This is a genomic window from Methermicoccus shengliensis DSM 18856 (genome assembly GCF_000711905.1).
Classification (GTDB): domain Archaea; phylum Halobacteriota; class Methanosarcinia; order DSM-18856; family Methermicoccaceae; genus Methermicoccus; species Methermicoccus shengliensis.
Window position 1 is genome coordinate 229,712 of sequence record NZ_KL543983.1, and the last position, 22,877, is coordinate 252,588.

25 protein-coding genes are annotated in these 22,877 nt (G+C 60.9%); 20 read left to right on the top strand and 5 right to left on the bottom strand.

The annotated features are described in order from the left end of the window. Positions 1-63 precede the first annotated feature (63 nt). Positions 64-330 (top strand): cysteine-rich small domain-containing protein, encoded by a 267-nt coding sequence (locus BP07_RS09165; protein ID WP_084174193.1) that lies wholly within the window; start codon positions 64-66, stop codon positions 328-330. Next, complete coding sequence (locus BP07_RS07710) at positions 318-1,250, top strand: cobalamin biosynthesis protein (protein WP_042687607.1); 933 nt, start codon at positions 318-320, stop codon at positions 1,248-1,250. Before BP07_RS09165 ends, BP07_RS07710 begins: the two co-directional genes overlap by 13 nt. Before the next feature lie 33 nt (positions 1,251-1,283). Here the strand turns inward: BP07_RS07710 and BP07_RS07715 are convergent, their stop codons facing one another. After that, positions 1,284-1,634: an SHOCT domain-containing protein gene (locus BP07_RS07715; protein ID WP_052353356.1), complete on the bottom strand. Its 351-nt coding sequence runs from the start codon at positions 1,632-1,634 to the stop codon at positions 1,284-1,286. 365 nt (positions 1,635-1,999) lie between these two features. Here BP07_RS07715 and BP07_RS07720 point away from each other — a divergent pair, with 365 nt between their 5' ends. Genes BP07_RS07720 through BP07_RS07735 form a run of 4 tightly spaced genes read left to right on the top strand, consistent with a single transcriptional unit; the run spans position 2,000 to position 5,200 of the window. Next, entirely contained in the window at positions 2,000-2,743 is a 744-nt protein-coding gene (locus tag BP07_RS07720) for a proteasome assembly chaperone family protein (RefSeq protein ID WP_042687926.1), read from the top strand. 12 nt (positions 2,744-2,755) lie between these two features. Beyond that, entirely contained in the window at positions 2,756-3,145 is a 390-nt protein-coding gene (locus BP07_RS07725; protein ID WP_042687610.1) for a DUF473 domain-containing protein, read from the top strand. 11 nt (positions 3,146-3,156) lie between these two features. Beyond that, on the top strand, positions 3,157-4,062 hold the full coding sequence (locus BP07_RS07730) for a UbiA prenyltransferase family protein (protein WP_042687929.1): 906 nt from the start codon (positions 3,157-3,159) through the stop codon (positions 4,060-4,062). Between the two features lie 4 nt (positions 4,063-4,066). Further along, positions 4,067-5,200, top strand: a complete 1,134-nt coding sequence (locus tag BP07_RS07735) for a radical SAM/SPASM domain-containing protein (protein WP_042687614.1) — start codon at positions 4,067-4,069, stop codon at positions 5,198-5,200. On the opposite strand, the gene BP07_RS07740 is transcribed toward BP07_RS07735, so the two are convergent. Then, a complete protein-coding gene (locus BP07_RS07740) occupies positions 5,184-5,918 on the bottom strand; it encodes an LLM class oxidoreductase (protein WP_042687617.1) in 735 nt (244 codons plus the stop codon). The two genes, BP07_RS07735 and BP07_RS07740, sit on opposite strands and share 17 nt — an antisense overlap. Positions 5,919-5,935: 17 nt before the next feature. On the opposite strand from BP07_RS07740, the gene BP07_RS07745 reads away from it, so the two are divergent. From BP07_RS07745 to rqcH, 10 genes are all read left to right on the top strand, one after another. Continuing rightward, on the top strand, positions 5,936-6,277 hold the full coding sequence (locus BP07_RS07745) for an Rpp14/Pop5 family protein (RefSeq protein WP_042687620.1): 342 nt from the start codon (positions 5,936-5,938) through the stop codon (positions 6,275-6,277). A gap of 85 nt (positions 6,278-6,362) precedes the next feature. Next, positions 6,363-7,136: an archaeal proteasome endopeptidase complex subunit alpha gene (gene psmA, locus BP07_RS07750; RefSeq protein WP_042687624.1), complete on the top strand. Its 774-nt coding sequence runs from the start codon at positions 6,363-6,365 to the stop codon at positions 7,134-7,136. Then, positions 7,136-7,831, top strand: a complete 696-nt coding sequence (locus BP07_RS07755; RefSeq protein ID WP_042687627.1) for a ribosome assembly factor SBDS — start codon at positions 7,136-7,138, stop codon at positions 7,829-7,831. Before psmA ends, BP07_RS07755 begins: the two co-directional genes overlap by 1 nt. 8 nt (positions 7,832-7,839) lie before the next feature. Next, positions 7,840-8,541: an exosome complex RNA-binding protein Rrp4 gene (rrp4, locus tag BP07_RS07760; protein WP_052353357.1), complete on the top strand. Its 702-nt coding sequence runs from the start codon at positions 7,840-7,842 to the stop codon at positions 8,539-8,541. 12 nt (positions 8,542-8,553) lie between these two features. After that, entirely contained in the window at positions 8,554-9,375 is an 822-nt protein-coding gene (gene rrp41, locus BP07_RS07765) for an exosome complex exonuclease Rrp41 (protein ID WP_084174181.1), read from the top strand. Then, positions 9,365-10,165 (top strand): exosome complex protein Rrp42, encoded by an 801-nt coding sequence (gene rrp42 / locus BP07_RS07770; protein ID WP_042687634.1) that lies wholly within the window; start codon positions 9,365-9,367, stop codon positions 10,163-10,165. The genes rrp41 and rrp42 overlap by 11 nt, the downstream gene beginning before the upstream one ends. Before the next feature lie 18 nt (positions 10,166-10,183). After that, positions 10,184-12,766 (top strand): oligosaccharyl transferase, archaeosortase A system-associated, encoded by a 2,583-nt coding sequence (locus tag BP07_RS07775; protein ID WP_169736264.1) that lies wholly within the window; start codon positions 10,184-10,186, stop codon positions 12,764-12,766. A gap of 4 nt (positions 12,767-12,770) precedes the next feature. Continuing rightward, entirely contained in the window at positions 12,771-13,520 is a 750-nt protein-coding gene (locus BP07_RS08480; RefSeq protein ID WP_052353358.1) for an anaerobic ribonucleoside-triphosphate reductase activating protein, read from the top strand. Next, complete coding sequence (locus tag BP07_RS07785) at positions 13,517-14,062, top strand: AAA family ATPase (RefSeq protein ID WP_042687640.1); 546 nt, start codon at positions 13,517-13,519, stop codon at positions 14,060-14,062. Before BP07_RS08480 ends, BP07_RS07785 begins: the two co-directional genes overlap by 4 nt. A 148-nt stretch (positions 14,063-14,210) precedes the next feature. Continuing rightward, the gene (gene rqcH, locus BP07_RS07790; protein ID WP_042687643.1) at positions 14,211-16,121 is read left to right on the top strand and encodes a ribosome rescue protein RqcH; all 1,911 of its coding nucleotides are present in this window, start codon (positions 14,211-14,213) and stop codon (positions 16,119-16,121) included. A gap of 53 nt (positions 16,122-16,174) precedes the next feature. On the opposite strand, the gene BP07_RS07795 is transcribed toward rqcH, so the two are convergent. Genes BP07_RS07795 through hisG form a run of 3 tightly spaced genes read right to left on the bottom strand, consistent with a single transcriptional unit; the run spans position 16,175 to position 18,370 of the window. After that, positions 16,175-16,996, bottom strand: a complete 822-nt coding sequence (locus tag BP07_RS07795; protein ID WP_042687646.1) for an HAD-IC family P-type ATPase — start codon at positions 16,994-16,996, stop codon at positions 16,175-16,177. Then, complete coding sequence (locus tag BP07_RS07800) at positions 16,993-17,484, bottom strand: ACT domain-containing protein (protein ID WP_042687648.1); 492 nt, start codon at positions 17,482-17,484, stop codon at positions 16,993-16,995. The genes BP07_RS07795 and BP07_RS07800 overlap by 4 nt, the downstream gene beginning before the upstream one ends. Before the next feature lie 13 nt (positions 17,485-17,497). Then, positions 17,498-18,370 (bottom strand): ATP phosphoribosyltransferase, encoded by an 873-nt coding sequence (hisG, locus tag BP07_RS07805; RefSeq protein ID WP_042687651.1) that lies wholly within the window; start codon positions 18,368-18,370, stop codon positions 17,498-17,500. A gap of 37 nt (positions 18,371-18,407) precedes the next feature. On the opposite strand from hisG, the gene BP07_RS08910 reads away from it, so the two are divergent. The 4 genes from BP07_RS08910 (at position 18,408) to BP07_RS07820 (ending at position 22,827) form a co-directional block, all read left to right on the top strand. After that, on the top strand, positions 18,408-18,584 hold the full coding sequence (locus BP07_RS08910; RefSeq protein ID WP_157203158.1) for a hypothetical protein: 177 nt from the start codon (positions 18,408-18,410) through the stop codon (positions 18,582-18,584). A gap of 56 nt (positions 18,585-18,640) precedes the next feature. After that, complete coding sequence (locus tag BP07_RS07810; protein ID WP_042687654.1) at positions 18,641-19,924, top strand: phosphomethylpyrimidine synthase ThiC; 1,284 nt, start codon at positions 18,641-18,643, stop codon at positions 19,922-19,924. 153 nt (positions 19,925-20,077) lie between these two features. Further along, a complete protein-coding gene (locus BP07_RS07815) occupies positions 20,078-21,271 on the top strand; it encodes a homocitrate synthase family protein (protein ID WP_042687656.1) in 1,194 nt (397 codons plus the stop codon). A gap of 89 nt (positions 21,272-21,360) precedes the next feature. Continuing rightward, positions 21,361-22,827 carry a dihydropteroate synthase-like protein gene (locus tag BP07_RS07820; RefSeq protein ID WP_042687659.1) on the top strand — a complete coding sequence of 489 codons (1,467 nt, stop codon included), beginning with the start codon at positions 21,361-21,363 and terminating at the stop codon, positions 22,825-22,827. Positions 22,828-22,877 lie beyond the last annotated feature (50 nt).

Consider the following 22,877-nt stretch of genomic DNA (forward strand, 5'->3'; position numbering starts at 1 on the left):
AAATTTATTTACATATGAAAAAAAGAGTGTACATGAGTTGTGCTTGCCCCGGAGGGTGGAGGGATGAAGAGGGAGAACTGTGAGCATTACCCCTGTCATTTTGAGGGTCAGGACTGTACACTCTGTTTTTGTCCCTTCTATCCCTGTTATAATCGGAAGCTCGGTCGAATGTTGAATGGCAATGGGGGCAAGGGTGTTTGGGACTGCTCGGGGTGCTATCTGGTGCACGAGGAGGAGGTCGTTCGGGAGATACTGGAGCGCTCCATGCGGGGTGAGTCGCTCGAGAGTATATGGAAGAACGTGATGGAGCCCCTCGCATGTCGGCTGTGAGCGTACTACTTCTCGCGCTCTTGCTCGAGCTGACGATTGGGGAGCCCCCAGCCCGCGCCCATCCAGTGGTGTGGATGGGGTGGTGCATATCCCGTCTCGAGGGCATGGCGCCAATGACCCACAGGAGGCTATATGGGGTAGTGAGTGTGCTCATCATCACATCCTTCTTTACTCTTCTGGGGTTGGTGATATGGAAAATGAGCAACTCAGAGAATGCTGTGTCCTCGGCGGTTGGCACCCTCATTGCTGCATATCTTCTAAACTCCACATTTGCAGTTCGCTCCCTTGGACAGGCAGCAGAGGACATACGTGCGCATCTTGCAGATGGGAGGCTGGATGTGGCAAAGAAGCATCTTCCAGCGCTGGTATCGCGGGACCCATCCAGCCTGAGTGGGGAGCAGGTGGCATCTGCGGCCGTGGAGTCGGTGTCCGAAAACTTCGTGGATGCCATCGTCTCTCCCCTCTTCTACTACGTGCTGCTCTCTCCCGTGGGGCTCGGGCTTGCGGCAGCCCTATCCTTCAAGGTGGTGAGCACGTTCGACTCGAGCTGGGGATACAAAAACGAGAGGTTTGGGGAGCTTGGATGGTTCTGCGCAAGGATGGATGATGTGCTGAACTACATTCCAGCGAGGCTTTCAGTTCCCCTCATAATGCTTTCCACATTGAGTTTCAAGAGAGCCATCTCAGCGCTCAGGGCAGCGCAGAGAGAACACACCAAGACTCCAAGCCCCAATTCTGGATGGCCAATGGCCGCATATGCTGGAGCGCTGGGGATAAGGCTCGAAAAGCCGGGGGCGTATGTGCTCTGCCCTCTTTTGAGGGCACCTAGCCCAAATGATATACTGCGTTCGGTAAGGCTCACCTACAGCTCGTCGGCGAGCTTATTTGTGGGCGCTCTGGTGGTCCTTGTACTGTGCTGAGGGGGGCTTACCTACAAATACATCACCCCATGCTCACCTCTCAAGCCGCTCTCTCATCCTGAGATACTCTTCCTCGGATATCTCGCCCCTCGCGTATCGCTCGTCCAGAATCTCGCGGGCAGAGGAGGTGCCACCCCCTCGACCCTCGTTGCTCTCCTCCTCTCTGTTGAGTACCCACACCACAAGGACCACAAGGATGAGCAGCACAATCAGCCCACCACCCATCCCTGCCCAGCCGAAGCCAGCCATCCATGGCCACATCATGTGGTGGGGATAGTACCAGTAGCCGTATGAGCCACTGTAAATCATGCTCAGAAGAACGGGCACCAACAGCAGCACGGCCACAATGCCCACGAGCAGTATGAGCAATTCTCTCTGCTTCATATTTTACCATGTCTGAGGAGCCCCCTCAAAAAGCTTTGTATATCTACAATCGTTCCTGCACAATCTCGCAAAGGGAGTGTCAAAGGGATATTACTGCCAGCAGCGAAGGGCACACTGAGCCCTTTCCCTCAGTGTCTTCTCAACCTCCCCATAGAGGGGTGGAAGCTCCCTGCGTAAGCGGGGGAGGGGAAGGGTCACTTGGATAAGCTTGGATAAGATAACTGGGGAAAAGCGGCTTCTGGACTGAAGGATACGGGCTTTTGTTGGTGTACGCATCTCCCACGGTGTACGCATCTCCCACGGTGTACGCATCTCCCACATCCTTTTTATATCACCCTCTCCAAACCTGGTGTGGAGCTGGAAAGATGGCAGATGGCGAGCGCAGGTTTGTCAGGATACATGCAGAGGAGGTGAGCTCCGAGAGTCCCGTGCTCATCGAGGGCTTTCCGGGCATAGGGCTCATAGGCAACATAGCGAGCCAGCACCTCGTGGAGAGCCTGAATATGAAGCCCATAGGCACGCTGGTGTCAGACTATTTTCCCCCGATTGCCATCATGTATCGGGGGAGGGTGAGCATGCCTGTGCGCATATACGAGTCCAGCGAGCAGAACCTCATCACGATTCTCTCGGACATCCCCGTGGTCCCAGAGGCATCGCACCCAGTGGCATCTGCCATCGTGGACTGGTGCGAGCACATCGGGGCAAGGGAAGTGGTCTCGATAGCGGGCGTTGCCACGATGGGGGAGGAGCAGCGGGTGTTCGGGGCAGCCACCACCGAGGAGCTGTGGCAGAGGATAGCACCTCATGTGGAGATGTTCGAGGTGGGCTCCATCGCTGGCATCTCTGGCTCGCTGCTCACCGAGTGCTATGTGAGGGGCATTCCAGCGCTCGCGCTGCTGGGCGAGACGCACGGCACAGGACCCAACCCCAGAGCGGCGGCACACGTCATCGAGACGATGAACAGCGTGTATGGGCTGTCGGTGGACGTGCAGGGGCTGCTCGAGCAGGCGGAGAGGATAGAGACCGAGATGCAGAGGCTCGCAGAACAGGTGAGCAGTGCAGAGGCACAGGCAAGGGCGACGAGGCGTGAGTTTCCGATGTATGGTTAGGGGGAAGTGCGTATGAGGTGTGTTGCAATCACGGGTATCTCTCCAGAGGTGATATCTGAGCTTGCAAAGGGCAGCGTGAGGACGCTCGAGATTCAGAGCCCCCACAACTTCTTTGCGGTGCTCAGCATAGATGTTGGGGATGCGGTGTTCCTCACCAGCACGAGCATGCGGGACGTGTCTGCGGGCACCCGTGGGATACTGGCGAGCGTTGTCGAAAAGAGCGTGTTCATGCACCGCACCTTTCAGTGCATCGGGCTGCATCAGGAGGAGTGCGAGCACATGTGCGCACGGATACAGTTAAGACCAAGAAACCACGCCCTCGTGAGGGGTGTTGAGCCCCCCCGAACGGGAGCCCCGCTCGTGGTGGAGGTGGGAGAGATATCCTATTTCGATGCCCACTGAGGGTGGGTGCGATGTGGGCGTACATCAAGATACTGCGTCCCGAGATATCGGACATGGATGTGGCGCTTCCCACAGCCGCCGCCCTGCTCGCCTCCTACACCGTCCATGGGGCATTTCCCGATGTGCCAAAGCTGGTACTCGCCGTGCTGGGGGCATACCTTGCCACCACCAGCTCGTACGTACTCAACGACTGCTGTGATGTGGACATAGACCGCATCAACCTGCCCCACAGGCCCCTGCCATCTGGGGAGCTATCCCGCACCCGAGCGCTTCTGTATGCCCTCCTTCTCGTGGGTGTGGCGTGTGCCATCGCTCTGTACCTCAATCCAGAGAGCCTTGTGGTGCTCCTCGTGGCGGTGGCGGTCATCACGTTCTACTCCTACCACGCAAAGCGCACCACCCCTCTTAGCTTCGTTCCAGTGGGGGTGGCATACGGGCTCGTGCCCATTGGCGTGTGGCTTGCGTTCGACCCGGCGGGCATCCTCAAGCCAGATGGGGCAATGCTGCCCCTGCCCGCCGTGCTGCTCGGCCTCATGATATGCATCACCGACTGGGGCTTCACACTCTCTGGGGTATGCAGGGACGTGGAGGGCGACCGGGCAAGAGGCGTTCCCACCACCCCAGTGGTGCACGGCATTCCATTCACGTCGAGGCTGGTGCTCTCGTTCTGGAGTGCTGGGGTGGTGCTCTCGCTGCTCGTGGGCTACACCGCCCATCTTGGACCTCTCTTCATGGTGGCAGCACTGCTCACTGGAGGGTGGATGCTCGCCCAGTGCGTGGATTTCGTGCACCACCCTGCACCAGAGAGGGGGGGCAGGCTGTTCCTTCAGGGCTCGAGATACAGGGCGGTGATGTTCGCTGCCCTGATAGCGGACGTGGCGCTGTGCCTTCTCCTTCAGAGGTATCCACCGTGGTGATGTGATGTTCCCCATATACCGCTCTCCGCTGCTGAGTGTGAACATCGAGGTCGACATCGAGGTCGAGAGCAGCATCTCGCACGTGCACGCACGAGGTCTGCTCGCCCGCCTGCCGTGGGTGCGCCGCATGCTCTCCCTGCTGGACGGTGAGAGGGTGGTGGCGCACGACGCCCACTGTGTGTACCTTTCCACGTGGCTTCCCCCAATCCCCTCCCCAGCCTTTGGGCGGCTCGTAAGGAGCCAGCTTCGTGCGATGCTCGGATGGCACACCCCTGACCAGATAACGGTGTCCATCACCGAGTCGTGCCCCAACAGGTGCGCCCACTGTGCTCTTCCAGACACTCACAGGCGCCTTTCGCTCTCCCTTGCCCAGATGGAGCACATTGTGTCGCAGGCGCTCGACATGGGCGCCACGTCCATCGTGCTGGATGGAGGGGAGCCCATGCTCTATCCAGAGGTGGAAAAAATCCCGGAGATGGTGGACGAGCGGGCGATATGCACGATGTTCACCTCTGGCAGCGGTGCCACACGAGAAAGGCTCGAGGCACTTGCGAGGGCTGGGCTGTACAGCGTGCACGTGAGCCTCGACTCTCCCATCGAGGAGGAACACGATGCGATGCGGGGGCGGGAGGGGGTGTTTGAGGAGGCGAGAAGGTGCGTGCGCTATGCTCGCAGGGCGGGGCTGCTGTGCGATATCTACGTGGTGCTCTCGAGAGACAACGTGCACCACCTTCCCTCATTCTACGAACTCGCCCAGCGCTGGGGCGCACACGAGCTATCGCTGTACGAGATAGTGCCCACCGGGCGCTACATGCACACCGACAGGTCGCTCGGGAAGGAGGGCAGAGAGGTGCTCGATGCGTTCATGCGCCACTACCACGAGGAGCTGGTGCACGATTGCAGTGTGAGGGTGTTCTCCATCATCCACGCTATGGACACGCTGGGCTGTGCTGCAGGAAGGCGCTGGCTGCACATCACGCCCTCTGGAGACGTGCTGCCCTGTGCGTGCATCCCCCTCTCCTATGGCAATGTCTTAAGGGAGGAGCTGCGCACCACATGGAGGCGCATCCGAAGGGACGGGGCATACAATGCCAAAGCCTGCCTGATGCGAGAGCCCGCCTTCAGGGAGCGGCTCTGAGGCGCTCTGCGAGCACCCTCACCACCCCCTCCACGTCATCTCCATGGGGCGGTCCCACTATTACCTCGTGTATGCCCATCTGCTCCAGCTGCGCAGCGAGCCGCTCTGGCTCTATGAGCACATCGTGTCCCGTGGTGTAGCTCACTCTGGCATATCTGGAGCAGGGCTCATCGAGCCACAGAGCCCCCCAGAACACCCTCTCCCCGGGACACAGCCCCACCACATCTCGCAGATGCTCCACTGGGCCCGTGAGCACCACCCCGTCCACCTCGTACGAGAGCCGCTGCAGCATTCCCTTTCCGGTGCTTCCCAGCAGTATCCTCACACCCTGTTCTCTCAGGGCAGAAAGCTGCTCGATATAATGTGCCATCCTGCGTATGGGGCGCTCTGGCACGATTCCCCTTCTCTTCAGGGATGGGATGTCCCCGACCCCGAGCCCGAGCGAGAATCCTGAGAAGTGAGAGGACATGCGCATTCCAAGCGCCACAAGCTCCTCGATGCCGTGCACATATATGCTCATGATGGCGGTGCCGAGGGGCAGTTCTGGCACGGCATCAGACAGCTCCACAAGCGTGCGCTCATCCAGCGGGGCATCCACGTGCTCGCCCACCCATATCCCATCGAGCCCCACCTTACGTGCGATTGCCGCATAGCTCGTGAGGGGCATGCGGCTCGAGAGCCCAAGCGAGATGCGCATGCACCATCTTATATACCCCATGCGTTAAGGGGTTTGCCATGAGACCCATGCGTCCCACCTTGAGGCAGAGAAGGCGGTACGTGCTGGCAAGGGTGCTCGCAGAGGAGCAACCCCCGAAGGACCAGCTCGTGAGGGCTGTGTTTGCGGAGGGTGGCATGCTGTACGGCGATGTGGGTATGAGCGAGCTACGACTTAAGGTGGTGCATGTGGAGGACGGGTGGGTACTCATACGCTGCCAGCGGGGAGAGCAAATGCGGCTCGTGGCGCTGCTCGCGTGCATGGCGCACGTGGGAGGACAGAGGGTTCACATCATGCCGATTGCCACCACGGGCACCATACGAAGCGCCATGCGCCGCATCGCACGGTGCACAAAAGCTTAAAATACCCCCCTCCCATTCTAACGAGGGTGAGAGAGAAGGAGAGACTTTTGGGTACAGGGGTTCTTTTGATAGGAGGAGCGTGAGCATGCAGATAAGTCCGCAGATGGGGGGCTATGACCGCGCGATAACGGTCTTCAGCCCAGATGGTAGGTTGTTTCAGGTGGAGTATGCGAGAGAAGCGGTAAAGCGGGGCACCACCGCCGTGGGGCTGAAGGCATCGGACGGTGTGGTGCTGCTCGTGGATAAGCGCATCGCCAGCAGGCTCATGGAGCCAGAGTCCATCGAGAAGATATACCAGATAGATGACCACATAGGGGCTGCCACCTCTGGGCTCGTGGCAGATGCGCGCTCTCTCATAGACCGCGCGAGGCTGGAGGCTCAGATTCACCGACTCACGTATGGCGAGCACATCACCGTGGAGATGCTTGCAAAGCGCATATGCGACCACAAGCAGACCTATACGCAGTTCGGGGGCGTGAGGCCCTACGGCACCGCACTCCTGATAGCTGGTGTGGACGAGGACGGCAGCTGCAGGGTGTTCGAGACAGACCCGAGCGGTGCGCTTCTGGGATACAAGGCAACTGCAATCGGCTCCAAGCGCTCTGTAGTGATGGAGCTGTTCGAGGCAAAGTACAGAGAGGACATGAACACAGAGCAGGCAATCGTGCTTGGGCTCGAGGGGCTGTATCTCGCAGCAGAGGAGGCGTTTAAGCCCGAGACTGTGGAGGCATCGGTGATTTCAGTGAAGGACAGGAGGTACAGAAAGCTCACATCCGAGGAGCTTGTGCCCCACATCGAGGCCATGCTCAGGGAGCGCTCAGAAGAGGAGGCCGAGCAGGGCAGCGAGGAGGAGAGCTGATGGTCAAGCTCGAGGATGCCGTGGTGGCTCGGCTGAAAAGCCACGGCAAGCACTTCGAGGTGCTCGTGGATCCCGAGGGTGCGTATGCGCTAAGGCGGGGCGAGGACGTATCGATAGAGGACATCCTTGCAGTGGAGGACGTGTTCGAGAACGCATCGAGGGGCGAGCGCCCCTCCATGGAGGACATTCAGAGCGTGTTCGGCACCACCGACACCCTCGAGGTGGCAGAGCGCATCGTGAAAAAGGGAGAGATTCACCTCACGGCAGAGCAGAGAAAGAGGATAACAGAGAGGAAGCGGCGTCAGGTGATAGACATCATCGCAAGGAACTCGATAAACCCCCAGACTGGCATGCCCCATCCTCCCGCGAGAATCGAGCGGGCGATGGAGACCGCTGGGGTGGGCGTGGACTTTTCCAAGAGCATAGACGAGCTGGTGAGCGAGGCGATGAAGGCAATCCGCCCCATCATCCCGATACGGTTCGAGACCGTGAAGGTGGAGGTCAAGGTTCCAGCCCAGTATGCCGGGCGGGCATATGGGGACCTCAGGCGCATCGCAGAGCCCGAGAGGGAGGAGTGGCAGAGCGATGGCTCGCTCGTGCTCGTGCTGGAAATTCCAGCTGGGATGCAGGACGAGCTGTATGAGGCGGTGAACAGGCTGAGCCATGGTGAGGCAATCACAAAGCTTCTGAAGTGAGGTAGCGCATGCGCATAGTGATTCCGGGCGAGCTGCTCTCCGAGGATGCCAAGCGGGCAGGCGAGGGCACGTATGTGGAGGACGGGAAGGTGTACTCCCTGCTCTATGGTGTTGCCCACGAGGGCAAGAGCATCCGTGTGATACCCCTCGAGGGCAAGTACATCCCCACGAGGGGCGACACCATAATAGGCATGGTGAGCGAACTCACACCGTTTGGGTGGGTGCTGGACATCGCCTCACCGTACGAGGGCTTTTTACACCTGTCCGAGTACCCGAAGAAGATAGACTCCGCGGACATGGAGCAGCATCTTACCATAGGGGACAGCGTCGTGGTGGGGGTGAAGGAGGTCGCACCCTCGATGCGGGTGATGCTCGAGCTCAAGGAGGGGGTCCCAAGGCCCCTGAAGGGCGGAAGGCTCATCGAGATCTCCCACACCAGGGTGCCAAGGCTGATAGGCAGGGGGGGCTCTATGATATCCATGCTCCAGCGGGAGACTGGATGCAGGCTGCTCGTGGGCCAGAACGGCAGGGTGTGGATTACAGGTCCCAGAAGGCAGGTATCCCTCGTGGCGGACCTCGTGGAGATGATAGAGCGTGAGGCACACACCCCTGGGCTCACCGACAGGGTGCTCGCGAAGATAAGGGAGCACAGGGAGCGGGAGCCCAAGCAGAGAGCGGAAACAGACTTTCTGGACGAGCTTCTTAAGTAAAGAGGAATGCGAATGGAAGAGGAGAGAGCGTTCATAGTGGATGGAAGGCGGCTCGATGGCAGAGCGGTGGACGAGCTTCGCCCCATAAAGATGGAGGTGGGCGTGCTGCACAGGGCGGATGGCTCGTGCTACATCGAGTGGGGGGGCAACAAGGTGATGGCTGCCGTGTATGGGCCAAGGGAGGTGCACCCAAGACACCTTCAGGAGTCCAACAGGGCAATCATGAGGTGCAGGTACAACATGGCGTCGTTCTCGGTTGAGGAGAGGCGAAGGCCAGGTCCCGACAGACGCAGCATCGAGGTGTCCAAGGTCAGCCGAGAGGCGCTCGAGCCAGTGGTGTTTCTGGGCTACTACCCGAGGAGCGTGATAGACGTGTTCATCGAGGTGCTGCAGGCAGATGCTGGCACCCGCACGGCTGGCATCAACGCAGCCTCGGCAGCGCTCGCGGATGCTGGCATTCCCATGCGCAACCTCGTGTCCGCATGCTCTGTGGGTAAGGTGGATGGCGAGCTCGTGCTCGACCTCATGAAGGAGGAGGACAACTACGGGCAGGCGGACATGCCCGTGGCGATGACCCCAAGGGGCGAGATAACGCTGCTGCAGATGGACGGCCATCTGACACGGGAGGAGTTCGAGCGGGCGCTGGAGATGGCGATGCAGGGCTGCAGGCGGCTGTACGAGATACAGCGGGATGCGCTCATACGCCGCTATGCCGCCCCAGAGCAACCCGAGCCAGAGAAGCCAGAGAAGCCAGAGGAGGAGCCGCAGGAGAGCTTTGAGCAGGACATGGAGGAGTTCGAGGAGTCTGAGGAGGTGAGCGAGAATGACGAGTGAAGAGGTGATGGCAGAGCTGCACAAGGACTACATACACAACCTCATCCTCCAGCGAAGGCGCGTGGATGGAAGAGCCCCAGACGAGTACAGGCAGATATCCATAGAAACGGGGTACGTGAAGAAGGCAGAGGGGTCCGCAAGGGTGAGGCTGGGCGACACCCAGCTGGTGGTGGGCGTGAAGATACAGCCCGGGGAGCCCTTTCCCGACACGCCAGACGAGGGCGTCATCATCACCAACACCGAGCTGATACCCGCCGCCTCCCCATACTTCGAGGCAGGTCCCCCGGGAGAGGATGCGGTGGAGCTTGCCCGCGTGACCGACAGGGGTATCAGGGAGTCCGGGGCGATAGACCTGAAGAAGCTGTGCATCACCCCGGGAGAACAGGTATGGATTGTGTTCATCGACGTGCACGTGCTCGACGACGGGGGCAACATCATGGACGCATCAGAGCTTGGGGCGGTGGCTGCCCTGATAGATGCCCGCATACCCAAGGAGCGATATGGGCTTGGGACAGACGAGCCCCTGCCCCTGCGGGACGTGCCCATATCCATCACGTTTGCCGAGATAGCGGGCGAGCTGGTGGTGGACCCCACGTACGAGGAGGAGCAGGTGGCAGGATGCAGGCTCACCATCATCGTCAAGTCCGATGGCTCGATAACTGGGATGCAGAAGAGCGGGCCTGGCACGCTCTCCCCCGAGCAGATAAGGCGGGCGGTGGAGCTCGCCATTCGCAAGGCAGAGGAGATTCGAAGCAACGAGAACATACGTGAGAAGCTGGTGAGCGCTTAAAGGAGGGGGCACGTGCTCATGGGGATGATAGATGTGCTGCGGGGCAGGGCGAAAAGAGGATGTCCTGTGCTCGTCGTGCTCTCGCTGATCGCCCTGCTCTCGGCATACATCCGCATCGTGCTGCCATGGAGCAGGATATTCACGCCCGACGGGGTGGTGCTGCAGGGCAACGACGCCTACTACCACACCCGCCTCATCGAGAACACCATCGCTAACTTTCCAGTGCGGATGTGGTTCGACCCCATGACCTACTTTCCGCACGGCTCGCCCCTGTACTGGGGTCCGATACATGACCAGACCGTTGCCCTGCTCGCCCTGATTGTGGGATTGGGACACCCCTCCACACACACCATATACGCCGTGAACGCCCTGTTCCCAGCGGTGCTGGGCGTTGCGCTCGTGATACCCACCTACCTGATTGTAAGGGCGCTGCACGGCAAAAAGGCTGGGCTCATTGCTGCGCTGCTCGTTGCCATCATTCCTGGACAGCTCCTCAACCGCACGATGCTGGGCTTCTCTGACCACCACGCCGATGAGATACTGCTGAGCTCGCTGGTGGTGCTGTTCACCATGCTCGCCCTCGAGCGTTCGAGGGGGCTGTGCCTCTCGGACATTGCTGCGCTGCGCTCTCCAAAGAGCCGCCGTGCTGCATGGATGCGCATGAGAGTGTCCGTGCTCTACCTGATGCTCGCATCGCTGGCGTACACGTTCTACCAGCTCTCATGGACAGGGGCGCTCATGCTGGTGTTCGTGATGCTGCTGTTCTTTGGAGCGTATGCGGTGATAGAGCACATGCGTGGAGGAAGCATCGAGCACCTCGCCCTGATATCGGTGGGGCTGTTCACATTCCCGCTTCTTGCCATCCTGCCCATAGTGAACTACTCCACCACAGACTACCTATACTACTCAGTAGTGCACGTGCTCGCCCTCTCGCTCGCCACCCTCTCTGGACCAGTGCTCGCCCTGCTCTCGGTGCAGCTTAGGCGCCGCTCAATTCCCGCATACGGCTACCCGCTCGTCCTTGCTGGCATCGTGCTGGCGCTCGTCCTCGTGCTCTCGAGCACATCGAGAGAGATGGGGGCAACGCTGTCCAACATCTTCACGCTGCTCACCAAGCCCACCATCGGGGAGCTCACCATTGCCGAGGCAACTCCGATATTCTTCCCCGCCGCCACTGGCGGAGCGTTCACACTCGCGATGGTGAACGGCAACTTCGGGATAGCGTTCTACATCTCGCTTCTCGGGATGGCGCTTCTCGCCTACCGCTATGCCCGCTCCAGATGCCCATCCGAGCTACTCGTGCTGGTGTGGAGCCTCGTTATGTTCTGGGCAATGTACCAGCAGAACAGGTTCGCATACTACTATGCGGTCAACGTGGCAGTGCTCACTGGCTACCTCGTTGCGAGCGTGCTGGACGCAGCTGGCATGCGCGAGCTCTCGGAGAGCTACGCAGCGTTCGAGAGAGGTGCTCTGTCTCTTGGGGAGGTGGTGCGCGGCATCGGGGGATGGCACGTGTTCCTCGTGCTGATCGTGCTCTTGCTCCTGGTGTGGCCATGGGGCACGCTGGCGCAGGCACAGCTCACCGCAGAGGGGGCTGGAGGGCCTCCCGCGGGATGGCTGGAGGCGCTCCACTGGCTCAACGAAAGCACCCCAGAGCCGGGGGTGGATTACTATGCGATTTACAACGAGAGCTTTGAGTACCCGCCAGGGGCGTACGGCGTGCTCTCGTGGTGGGACTATGGGCACTGGATACTGGCGATAGGGCACAGGATGGCAAATGCCAACCCCTTCCAGCAGGGCATAGGCGGTGGTCCCCATCGGCTACCAGGCGCGTCCACGTTCTTCACCGCCCTCAACGAGTCCGAGGCAAACGAGATAGCGGACATCCTTGGCACCCGCTACGTCATCACAGACATCGAGATGGCGACTGGCAAGTTCTATGCGATGACCGCATGGGCACTGGACACCGAGGGCTGGACAGAGTCCCATCCCTACGGGGTGATGGGAAAAACACTCCTGCTGCCCGTGTCCTCAGAGAAGTTCACGTCCTCGATGATCTCAAGGCTGCACTTTGACGATGCGAGAACGCTCTCCCACTATCGGCTGGTGCACGAGTCCCCGGGATACTTCGTACCCTACATGGTGCTCTTCCTCGAGCAGGGCAGGCTCACATGGGGCATGCGCTACTTCTCCTCCTATGAGGAGGCAGAGCAGTTCTATCGCCAGATTACTCCATTCTACGTTGACCCGCAGGCAAAGGTGGTGGCGTTCGATGCCAAGCCCCCAGCGAGTTATGTGAAGGTATTCGAGTACGTGAAGGGTGCCCACATCGAGGGCTCTGCCCCAGATGGCACCCAGGTGTCCATCAGCACCACCATATCCACCCCTGCCCGCACGTTCACGTACACCCAGAGCACCACCGCCGTGGACGGACGCTTCAACCTGACGGTGCCCTACTCCACGCTGGGAAGCCACGAGGGCAGTACGCTGTACGACGTGGGAGCTGTGCAACCCTACGCGCTCTCCATCGGCAACACCACGATAACGCTGGACGTGAGCGAGGACGACGTTATCAACGGCGAGACGATATACGTAGGGTGATGGCGTGCTGTTCAACTATGGTGGAAAGGTGGATGTGTCCACCATAGACTGGTATGGCAGGTCTGCCACCGTGGTGTTCTTCAGGGGATGCCAGATGCGGTGCATATACTGCCACAACCGCCACCTTCTGGAGGGGCGGGTGCTCGAGGACACCGAAGCCATCCGCACCCACCTCGAGGATGCGAGCATGCTGGTGGGCGCCGTGGTGTTCTGTGGTGGCGAGCCCACCCTCCAACGCGAGGCGCTCGTGGAGCTCTCCCGCATCGCACGGGAGATTGGGCTCGATGTGGGGCTCAACACCAATGGTCTGCGCCCGCAAGTTGTACGGGAGCTGAAGGAGGCACGTCTTCTCGACTTCGTGTCCGTGGACGTGAAGGCTCCGCTCGAGCGCCCAGAGCTCTACGGCAGGATATGCCTTCCCGATGCCCCAGAGAGGTGGCGGGAGGTTGGAGCGCAGTGGTGCGAGAGGGTAAAGGAGTGCCTCGAGCTTCTGGATGGCACCATCGAGGCTGAGGTTCGCACCACTCTGTTCGAGAGCCTGCTCTCGCCAGAGTACGTGGGCGAGATTGCGCGGTGGCTCTCCGAGCACGGTGTGCGCGCCACGTACGTGCTCCAGCAGGGAATGCCAGTGGCCGGGTTTGCCGAGCCCTCCCCCACACGGGAGCACATGGAGGCGTGTGCGCGCTCTGCCCTCTTGTACCTCGACGAGGTCGTGGTGCGGGACACCGAGGGCGAGCGGGTGATGCGCAGATGAGCACCGTGGTGGCGTTCGTGGGCTATCCTGCAAGCGGCAAGTCCGAGGCTGCCCGCATGGCTGCGGACATGGGCATACCCGTGGTGTGCATGGGCGACGTGGTGAGAGAGGAGGCAGCCCGCATGGGTCTTTCGCCCACCGATGAGGCGCTGGGGGCTGTGGCGTGCATGCTGCGGGAGAGGGAGGGCATGGACTCAATCGCAAGGCGCACGCTACCCACCCTCAGGAGGCTGCTCACAGAGCACGATGTGGTGGTGCTCGATGGCATACGGGGTATCGCCGAGGTGCACTTCTTCAGGCAGCACCTCGGAGCAGCCTTCAGGCTGGTGCACATTCTCTCTCCATTCTCGCTCCGCCTCGAGCGCATACGCTCCCGCCAGCGCAGCGATGCCATACTCACGCCAGAAGAGCTGAGGAGGCGAGATGAGCGCGAGGAGGGCTGGGGGCTGAGGGAGGCGATGGCAATGGCGGACGTGGTGATAGCTAACGAGGGCACGCTGGAGGAGCTTCGGGAGAGGATAGAGAAGGTGCTACGCTCTTAGATATGACTCCCCGCCACGCCAGCGCAGCTTGCACCTTTGTCCATCGCTCTGGCGGCACATAGGAATGGAGTGAATCCAATCCAAGGTGAACCCCCAGCGTGAAGCCAATCCAAAAACCCCTTATACCCCACCATAGAGGTGATGTCAGATGAAGCACGAGATGACGGGCGTGGACGTCCACTGCATCGTAGACGAGCTCACCTCCCTCGTGGGCGCGAAGGTGGGCAAGGTGTACCAGCACGACGAGGACCTCGTGAGGCTCACCCTCGCAAAGGGTGGAAGACACAACCTGCTCATTCAGGCAGGACGGCGCCTTCACCTCACGCAGCACCCCCCCATCACTCCAGTCGCCCCCCAGTTCGCCATGCTCGCAAGAAAGCTCATTCAGGGCGGACGCATCACCTCCATATCTCAGCAGGGCTTCGACAGGCTGGTGATGATTGGCATAGAGAGGGCTGGCGAGCAGCACACACTCGTTGCAGAGCTGTTCGCAAGGGGTAACGTGCTGCTGCTGGACGAGGAGGGGCGCATAGAGGCATCGCTGAGGCAGTTCTCCTATCGTGAGAGGTCGCTTCGCACTGGAAGGCAGTATGTGCTTCCACCACCCCAGCCAGACCCAAGAGAGCTCGATGCAGCCGCACTTCAGGAAGTGCTGCGCTCCTCGGAGGCGGATGTGGTGCGCACCCTTGCCACCCGTGCGGGACTCGGCGGTCTGTACGCAGAGGAGGTGTGCGCCCTCTCGGGCATCGACAAACACATGTCCTCCTCGGAGGCTTTCGAGAGCAAGGAGGTTCTGGGTGCGCTTGAGAGCGCCATTGCTGCGCTGCTCGATAGGTTGGAGAAGAAGCGAAGGCCCCACATCGTGCTGGAAAGGGGCGAGCGCATGGACTGCGTCCCCGTGGAGCTCGTGCGCTATGAGAAGCACGAGAGGCAGTACTTCGACTCGTTCTCCCACGCTCTCGACGAGTTCTTCCTCGAGCAACCCCCTGAGCCCGTGGAGCAGAGGGGGCTTCTGGAGCGCAGACTCGAGTCACAGAGGCGCACCCTTGCGCGCTACGAGGAAGAGCGCCAGCAGGCTCTCAGGAAGGCTGAGGCGCTGTATGCCCACTACATGGAAGTGCAGCGGGCGCTCGAGCAGCTTCGGGCATCGAAGTCAGCAGAGGACATCGTGGTGGATGTGGCTCCCGAGAGGGGGATGGCAGCGCTGCTGCTCGATGGCATGAGGGTGGAGGTGCTGCTCGAGCAGGGCATAGAGCAGAGCGCCCAGCGCTACTATGAGCAAGCCAAAAAGCTCTCCCGCAAGATAGAGGGGGCAAAAAGGGCGATAGCCGAGACCGAGAGGCTGATGGCAGAGAGTCCCAGACCCAAGAGAAAGAAGGGTGGCTTTCTGGCGGAGAACATTCCGAAAAAGCAGGCATGGTATGAGCGGTTCAGGTGGTTCTACTCCTCTGATGGCTTTCTCGTCATCGGGGGGCGGGATGCCGACACCAACGAGCTGATATACGAAAAGTACATGGAGAAGCGGGACCTCGTGCTGCACGCTCAGGCACATGGCGCCCCGCTGACGCTCATCAAGACTGGGGGAAAGGACGTGCCAGAGAGCACGATACACGAGGCAGCCGTGTTCGCCGTCTCCTATTCGAATGTGTGGAAGGCTGGCCAGTACAGCGGGGAGTGCTACCTCGTGCGCCCAGAGCAAGTGAGCAAGACACCAGAGAGCGGTGAGTACATCCCCAAGGGCTCGTTTGTGATTCGTGGAAGGCGTGAGTACCACACCGTGCCCGTGGCAGCCGCCGTGGGCATCGAGCAAAAGCCGCTTCGGCTGATTGCAGGACCCCCCTCTGCGGTGCAAAAGCGTGCTGCCATATGGTTCGAGCTCGAGCCCGGAGAGCTCATGAGGGACGACATGGCAAAGCGCATATACCGCAGGCTCACAGAGCACATGGAGCGGGGGCTCGCCAAGAAGGTGGCGGCTCCAGAGCGCATCTCGATGGCGCTTCCCCCAGGGGGCTCTCGTGTGAGGAGCGAACACCTGAAGGGTGAAGGTATATTTGAGTGATGTGGAGAGATTAGTCCTCTGGGTCTTAGCTTCCATCCGAGTGTCTGCTTAGGTCAGGAGCTCCTCCAGCTCCTCCAGCGTGCCCTCACGATGTCCACCAGCTCTGCATGGCTCCTTGCCACGGCGTCCACCTCCTCGAGCAGTCCCTCTGGAGGGGTGGAGTATGCGGCAATCGCTATTGCCACGTCCGCCTCCCGCATGGCGAGCACGTCGTTCATGCCGTCCCCCACCATCACCACGAGGTAGTGCTCCCTCAGGCGGGACACGTAGCTCGCTTTGCACCGTGGGGTGCAGTGCGCCGCCGTGTTGGAGGGTGGCACGCCCAGCCTTCTGGCGATTTTCTGCACTACATACGGGGCATCGCCAGAGCATATGTGCAGCTCTGCCATGGTGCGCAGCTGTTCCACTGCCTCCACCGCCTCCCGCTCCAGCACGCCCCCAGCACACACCACGCCCGCTATCCTCTTCCCCACGAGGTCCACCAGCAGCCCCGATGTGATGTAGTCCATGGGCCCATGCAGTTCTGTGAGCATGCGCCTTGCGTGCAGCAGGTCATCAGTGGTAGCACAGCGCTCGCCACTGGATGTCCTCTGCCTCTCGTACCGGAGCGCCTCGAGCACATCCCGCTCCCCCATTCCATGGGGGGCGCAGCTTATGTATACGGGAACGGCATCTGGCACGAGCTCACACAGCGCCCCCTGATGCGGGAGCTCCAGCGGGTCGCATGCAAGCGACACGAGGGCACACATCCCCCTGCTCGCAATCTCGGTGGACGCCACCGATGTGAGCATCCTTCCGCTGGGTACGCACCTTATCACCCTATGTGCCCGCACCAGCGTGCCAGCGCTGTCCAGCACCACCGCCACGTGCCTCATATGGGCTCTATCACCAGTAGCTCTTTTTTGGATGCCACCTCTCTCAGTATGGAGAGCGCCCGCTCGAAGTGCTCGCTGCTCTTTGCCCTGATGACCATGTATGCGGAGGAGGGAGTGTTCACGGCGGGCATGGACAGTTCGAGTTCCACGACCTCGGCGAACCCAGTAGCGTCTATGTGCCCTATGGTGTCCTTGAGGTCAGAGTGCACGATGTGCCCTATGAGTATCACCGAACCCTCCTCCACCAGCCGCTGCTCGCCCATCGAGGCAATCACGATGCCAGCACGGTGCAGCGCCTCGATGAGCGGCTCCACCCTCTCCTCGATGGTCTCACACACCACCTTCACGGGCACCGTGCCCCTCGGAGTGCGCCTCTCTCGGTAGTGCAACACGCTTATGATGTTGGCACCGTGCTCAGAGAAGGGCTGGAGCGCCCTCACCAGTTCCCCTGGCACATCCATCAGCTCGAGGTCGAGCGTGAGCCTCAATGCACCACCCTCATCAGTGCACGACCTTGTACACCTTGAGCTCCACGATGTCCTCTGCCCCAAGCGCCTTCAGGCGGGGTATGAGCACGTTCACCTCGCTCTTCGGCACGATGGTCTCCACCGCATAATAGCCGTCGTCGTACAGCTGGGATATCGTGGGGCGCTTCATGGCGGGTAGGGCGCTCACCACATCGTCCAGTCTCTCGGCGGGCACGTTGAGCTTGAGCATCACCCTGCCCCTCGCATCTATCACGCCGAGCAGCAGCGTTCTTATCTCCTCTATCTCCCGTCTCTTCTCGGGGTCGCTCCATGACGCACGGTTGGCTATGAGCTTTGTGGTGGACTCGAGCACCACGTCGATTATCTTGAGCCCGTTGCGTATCAGCGTGGCACCCGTCTCGGTGAGGTCCACCGCCACGTCCACCAGCTCTGGCACCTTTGCCTCCGTCGCCCCATAGGAGTACACGATGTGCACCCGCTTTCCGAGCCGCTCGAAGAACTGTGTGGTGAGCCGCGGGTACTCAGTGCTCACTCTCGCATTATCTGGTATGTCCCGAGCGCTCTGCCATGGCGAGGAGCCGTGCACCGCCACCACCAGCCTCACCTTCCCCATTCCAGCCTTGCTGTACGGAAGGTCCGCCACTTCCACCACGTCGGCACCGCTCTCGAGCACCCAGTCCAGCCCGGAGATGCCGAGGTCGAAGTAGCCCTCCTGCACGTACGTGGGAATTTCCTGAGGACGCAGTATCTTCACCTTACCTATTCTCGGGTCGGCTATCCTCGGGTTGTATTCCCGCTCTGTGCGCATGATTTCGAGGTCCGCCTCCCTGAACAGCTCGAGCGTGCCCTGCTCGAGCGAACCCTTGGGTAGTGCCAGGCTGAGCATGCATCCTCCTTCGCATCGAGGGGTTAAAAAGGTGTTGATGTACTGTGCCGCACATCCTCACATCGGGAACTATACAAGGTATACAAGGAGGCGAATAGCGTTTGAAGGTAGGTATGAGAGTGAAGTAGTGAGGCAGACCGTCATCTCCTACATGGACTACCTGAACGAGCTCAACTGGTGCACAACAGAGATGTCCTCAGAGTCGATGTGGTGAAGCCAGCGGATAAGTAAATATGGGGTGGTGCCGTTGCAGGTGTGTGGAGGCGAGGGATGAGGACACTTCTCGAGAGGGTGAGAGAGGGAAAGGTGCCACCCGTGCTCGCAAGAGCGGCGAGGGCCGTGGGCATGGAGCCCTCTGTTGCCTGCAGGCGAGTCGCTGATGGCAGGCTGGTGCTCTTTGGGGACAGGCTCATCGGAGAGGGTGCACCCACCAGAGTGAACGTGAACGTGGGAACCTCCTCGGTTGCGGACAGCTCGGGTCAATCCGAGCGGTGTGTGGAGGACGAGGTCAAGAAGGCACGCATCGCAGGGGAGCTGGGGGACACCATAACGGACCTCTCGATGGCCGGCGACCTCGACGAGGTGAGGCGGCGGATTCACAGGGCTGCCGGTCTGCCACTCACCACGATACCCATCTATCAGGCGGTGGCAGAGAATGGCATAGGCTCTCTTGAGGTCGATGACATCCTCGAGGTGGCAAAAAGACAGCTGCACGATGCCTGCTCACTGGTGCTGCATGCTGGCTTCACACGCGAGATGCTCGCTGCACTAAAGGGACGTACGATGCCGATGGTGTCCAAGGGGGGTTCAATGACGCTCGCCCACATGATTCAGGGTGGAGGGGAGAATCCCTTCTACGAGCACTTCGACGAGTTTTTGGGGCTGCTGAGGAGAGAAGATGCGGTGCTGGTGCTTGGCAACACCCTGCGCAGTGGCTGTCTCGTGGACTGGAGCTCCCCACGCGCAAAGCGCTCGCCAGAGGCTCTCGAGTTCGAGCTGAACAGAGGGCTTGCTGCACGAGCGAGCGTTGCAGGGGTTCAGGTGGTGGTGGAGGGGCTGGGTGGGCACATCCCCCCGTCCAGCATCATGGCGGCGGTCAGGGCGTTCAAGCGCGAGTGTCCAAGACCGCTCTTCGTGGCTGGACCGCTCCCAACGGACATAGCGGTTGGATACGACCATGTGGCAGCAGCCATTGGCTCTGCGATGGCAGCTGGCGCAGGTGCGGACTACATCTGCTGCATAACTGCAGCCGAGCACCTCGCACTCCCGACAGTAGAGGAGGTGAAGGAGGGGATAGTGAGCGCACGGATAGCTGCCCACGTGGGAGACCTCATGAAGTATGGGCTCTCAGAGGAGGAGAGGATGATGGCGGTTGAGCGCTCACGGCGGAACTGGGAGGCTCAGTTCTATCTTGCTCTGGATGGGGGCACGGCTGCGAGAAGGAGGCATCCTCCCACCCAGACGGAGTGCACAATGTGTGGTCGCTTCTGTGCGCTGCAAATCGTGGAGCAGTACCTCGGGGCTGGGCATGGGCAGCGCGAGGATGCCCATTGAGTACAGGCTTCTGTGTGGGCTATGTAAACCATGATGAGAGCGAAGAGAGGGTGAAGAGAGGGGAAAAGCCGAATCGCATGGAAGTCAGTTTCCATCCGTGACACATAAAGGCTTGCAGCAATCTTTATAATCTCGTGCCCGTGATGAGAGGGCATGGATGTGCCCCCCGTGTCCGATAACCCACTGATGGACGAGCTCGGGCTCACACTTCCCGAGCCGATAGAGATATGCGATGTCACGCTTCGGGACGGCGAGCAGAGCCCGGGGGTGGTGTTCAGCAGGGAAGAGAAGCTCGAAATTGCCCATCTTCTCGACGAGCTCGGCGTGGACATCATCGAGGCTGGCTTTCCAGTGGTGTCGCGGGACGAGAGGGAGTGCGTCAGGGCAGTTGCCCGCGCCGGGCTGGATGCGAGGGTGTGCTGCATCGCTCGGGCGGTTCTGGGTGATGTGGATGCGGCGGTGGAGTGCGATGTGGACATGGTGTCGGTGTTCGTTGCCACATCGGATTTGCACCTTGAGTACAAGTACAAAAAGTCCCTCAATGAAGTGGTGCGATGTGCCATCGACGCTGCCCAGCATGCCAAGGACCACGGGCTCGTCGTCAGGTTTGCGGCAGAGGATGCCACGAGGACGCCCATACCTCGCCTGCTCTCGGTGTTCAGAGAGGCACAGGCGGCGGGCGTGGACTACGTGAGCATTGCGGACACCGTGGGCATACTCAACCCGTTCACCACCCAGCACCTCGTGCGCACCCTGAGGGAGCAGCTGTCCATACCGCTGTGCCTGCACTGCCACGACGACCTCGGGCTTGCGACGGCGAACACACTCGTAGGGGCGGCGTGTGGCGTGCGCCAGCTGCACGCCACTGTGAACGGCATCGGCGAGCGGGCGGGCAATACCCCCCTCGAGGAGCTGCTGCTCGGGCTGAGGCTGCACTTCGGCGTGGACCGCTACGACCTCTCGGTGCTCACTCGCCTCTCCAAGCTGGTGGAGAGGTGCTCTGGCATGGCGGTCGCCAAGAACAAGGCGGTGGTGGGCGAGAACGCATTCGCCCACGAGTCGGGCATCCACGTGGCTGCCATCATCAACCACCCAAGAACATACGAGGTGTTCGACCCCAGTGTGGTGGGGGCGAGCAGAAGGCTGGTGATAGGAAAGCACACGGGCAAGAGGGCGCTCGCCCACATCACACGCCAGATGGGCTATGAGCTGAGCGATGAGTGCCTGTGCATGGTGCTGGGTCGCATCAAACAGTGCACCGAGCTCAAGAGGGGCATCACGTGGGACACGCTCCAGAGGTTCATAGAGGAGAGCATGAGGGAGATTGAGAACAGAAGCGGGAAGTAGGCTCTGTTCTCGTGAGGCTTGGCAAGCACACACTAAAACTCCAGCACCCTCCACATCCTTTTTATCTTCCCACCTCCCATCAAGGGACAATGCGTGTGCTACTCATCACGGGAAGGCTTGCGGCAGAGGACGTGAGGAGGGCGGTGCACGAGGCTGGGGCGGGCTGTGAGGTGGAGATGGACGTGCTGCCCCTCGACATCGCAGCACTCGTCAGCCCCAAGATGCTCCTTCGGTGGCTTCGCTCTCGCCCCCACACCGACTTTGACCTAATTCTCGTCTCAGGGCTCATAAGGTCGGACTTCTCGGATGTCGAGCGCGCCATCGGCGTTCCCATAAGGCTCGGTCCAAAGCATGCGTACGACCTTCGAGGCGTGCTTCCGCTTCTGGGCGAGACGGAGCTCTCCCCCACCGTGCCGGCGTGCGTGCTGCTCGCTGCCCACCTGCGGGAGCGGGCAGAGGAGGAGGCAGAGCGGCTCGAGATGGAGGCTGGGTGCGCCTTCGAGCTCGAGGGGGTGAAGATTGGGGGTAGCTCTCGCATGAAGGTGCTCGCCGAGGTGGTGGACGCAGACCGCCTATCCGAGCGGGAGCTGGAGCAGCGCATCGCCTACTTTCTCGAGCAGGGTGCGGACATGATAGACCTTGGCATATCACTCGATGCCTCTTCCTCGCGGGTGAGGAGGGCGGTGGAGGTTGCCCTCACGTTCGGTGTGCCCGTGAGCGTGGACACGCTCGAGCCCAACCTCATACGGGCTGGCATCGATGCGGGATGCCATATGGTGCTCAGCCTCAGGCAGGAGACGCTCGAGCGGCTTGGGGGGCTGGAGGAGGACGTGGCGTACGTGGTGCTTCCAGAGCCAGAGGGGGGCGTGGAGAGCCTCGTGCACAACATGGAGCTCGCCCGAAGGGCTGGGGCGCACATGCTCGTGGCAGACCCCGTGCTCGAGCCCGTGGGAAGGGGGTGCTCTGCCTCGATATGCGCGTGCATACGGCTTCGTGCGCTTGCCCCAGATGTGCCGCTGTTCTTCGGCGTGGGCAATGTGTCGGAGCTATTGGATGCGGACTCGGTGGGCGTGAACGCCCTGCTGGCGGCGCTTGGGAGCGAGGTGGGGGCGAGCGTGCTGTTCACCCCAGAGCACTCGGACAAGTGCAGGGGAAGCGTGAGGGAGCTATCGAGAGCTGCGAGGATGATGGCGCTCGCACGGCACAGGAACACACCTCCCAAGGACCTCGGGCTCGATTTGCTGGTGCTCAAGGAGAAGCGAAGGCGTCCCAGCGTGCCAGTGCCAGAGGGGTGTGTCGAGGGGGAGGAGAACGAGGAGTGGCAGCTCGACCCAGAGGGCGCATACACCATATCTCTCACACAGGACGGGCGCATCCTCGCTCGCCACAGGGACTTCTGCGTGCTGGGCAGCACCGCGAGGGAGGTGTGCGATGCCATTCTCAAATCGGGCAGGATATCATCGCTCTCGCATGCGATGTATCTTGGAAGGGAGCTCGCAAGGGCCGAGCTTGCGCTGAGGCTCGGGCGAAGCTATGCGCAGGACGACGAGTGGTAGCAGCAAAATCCCTAAATATAGGGTGTGCAGTAGAGGGGCACTCGCACGGT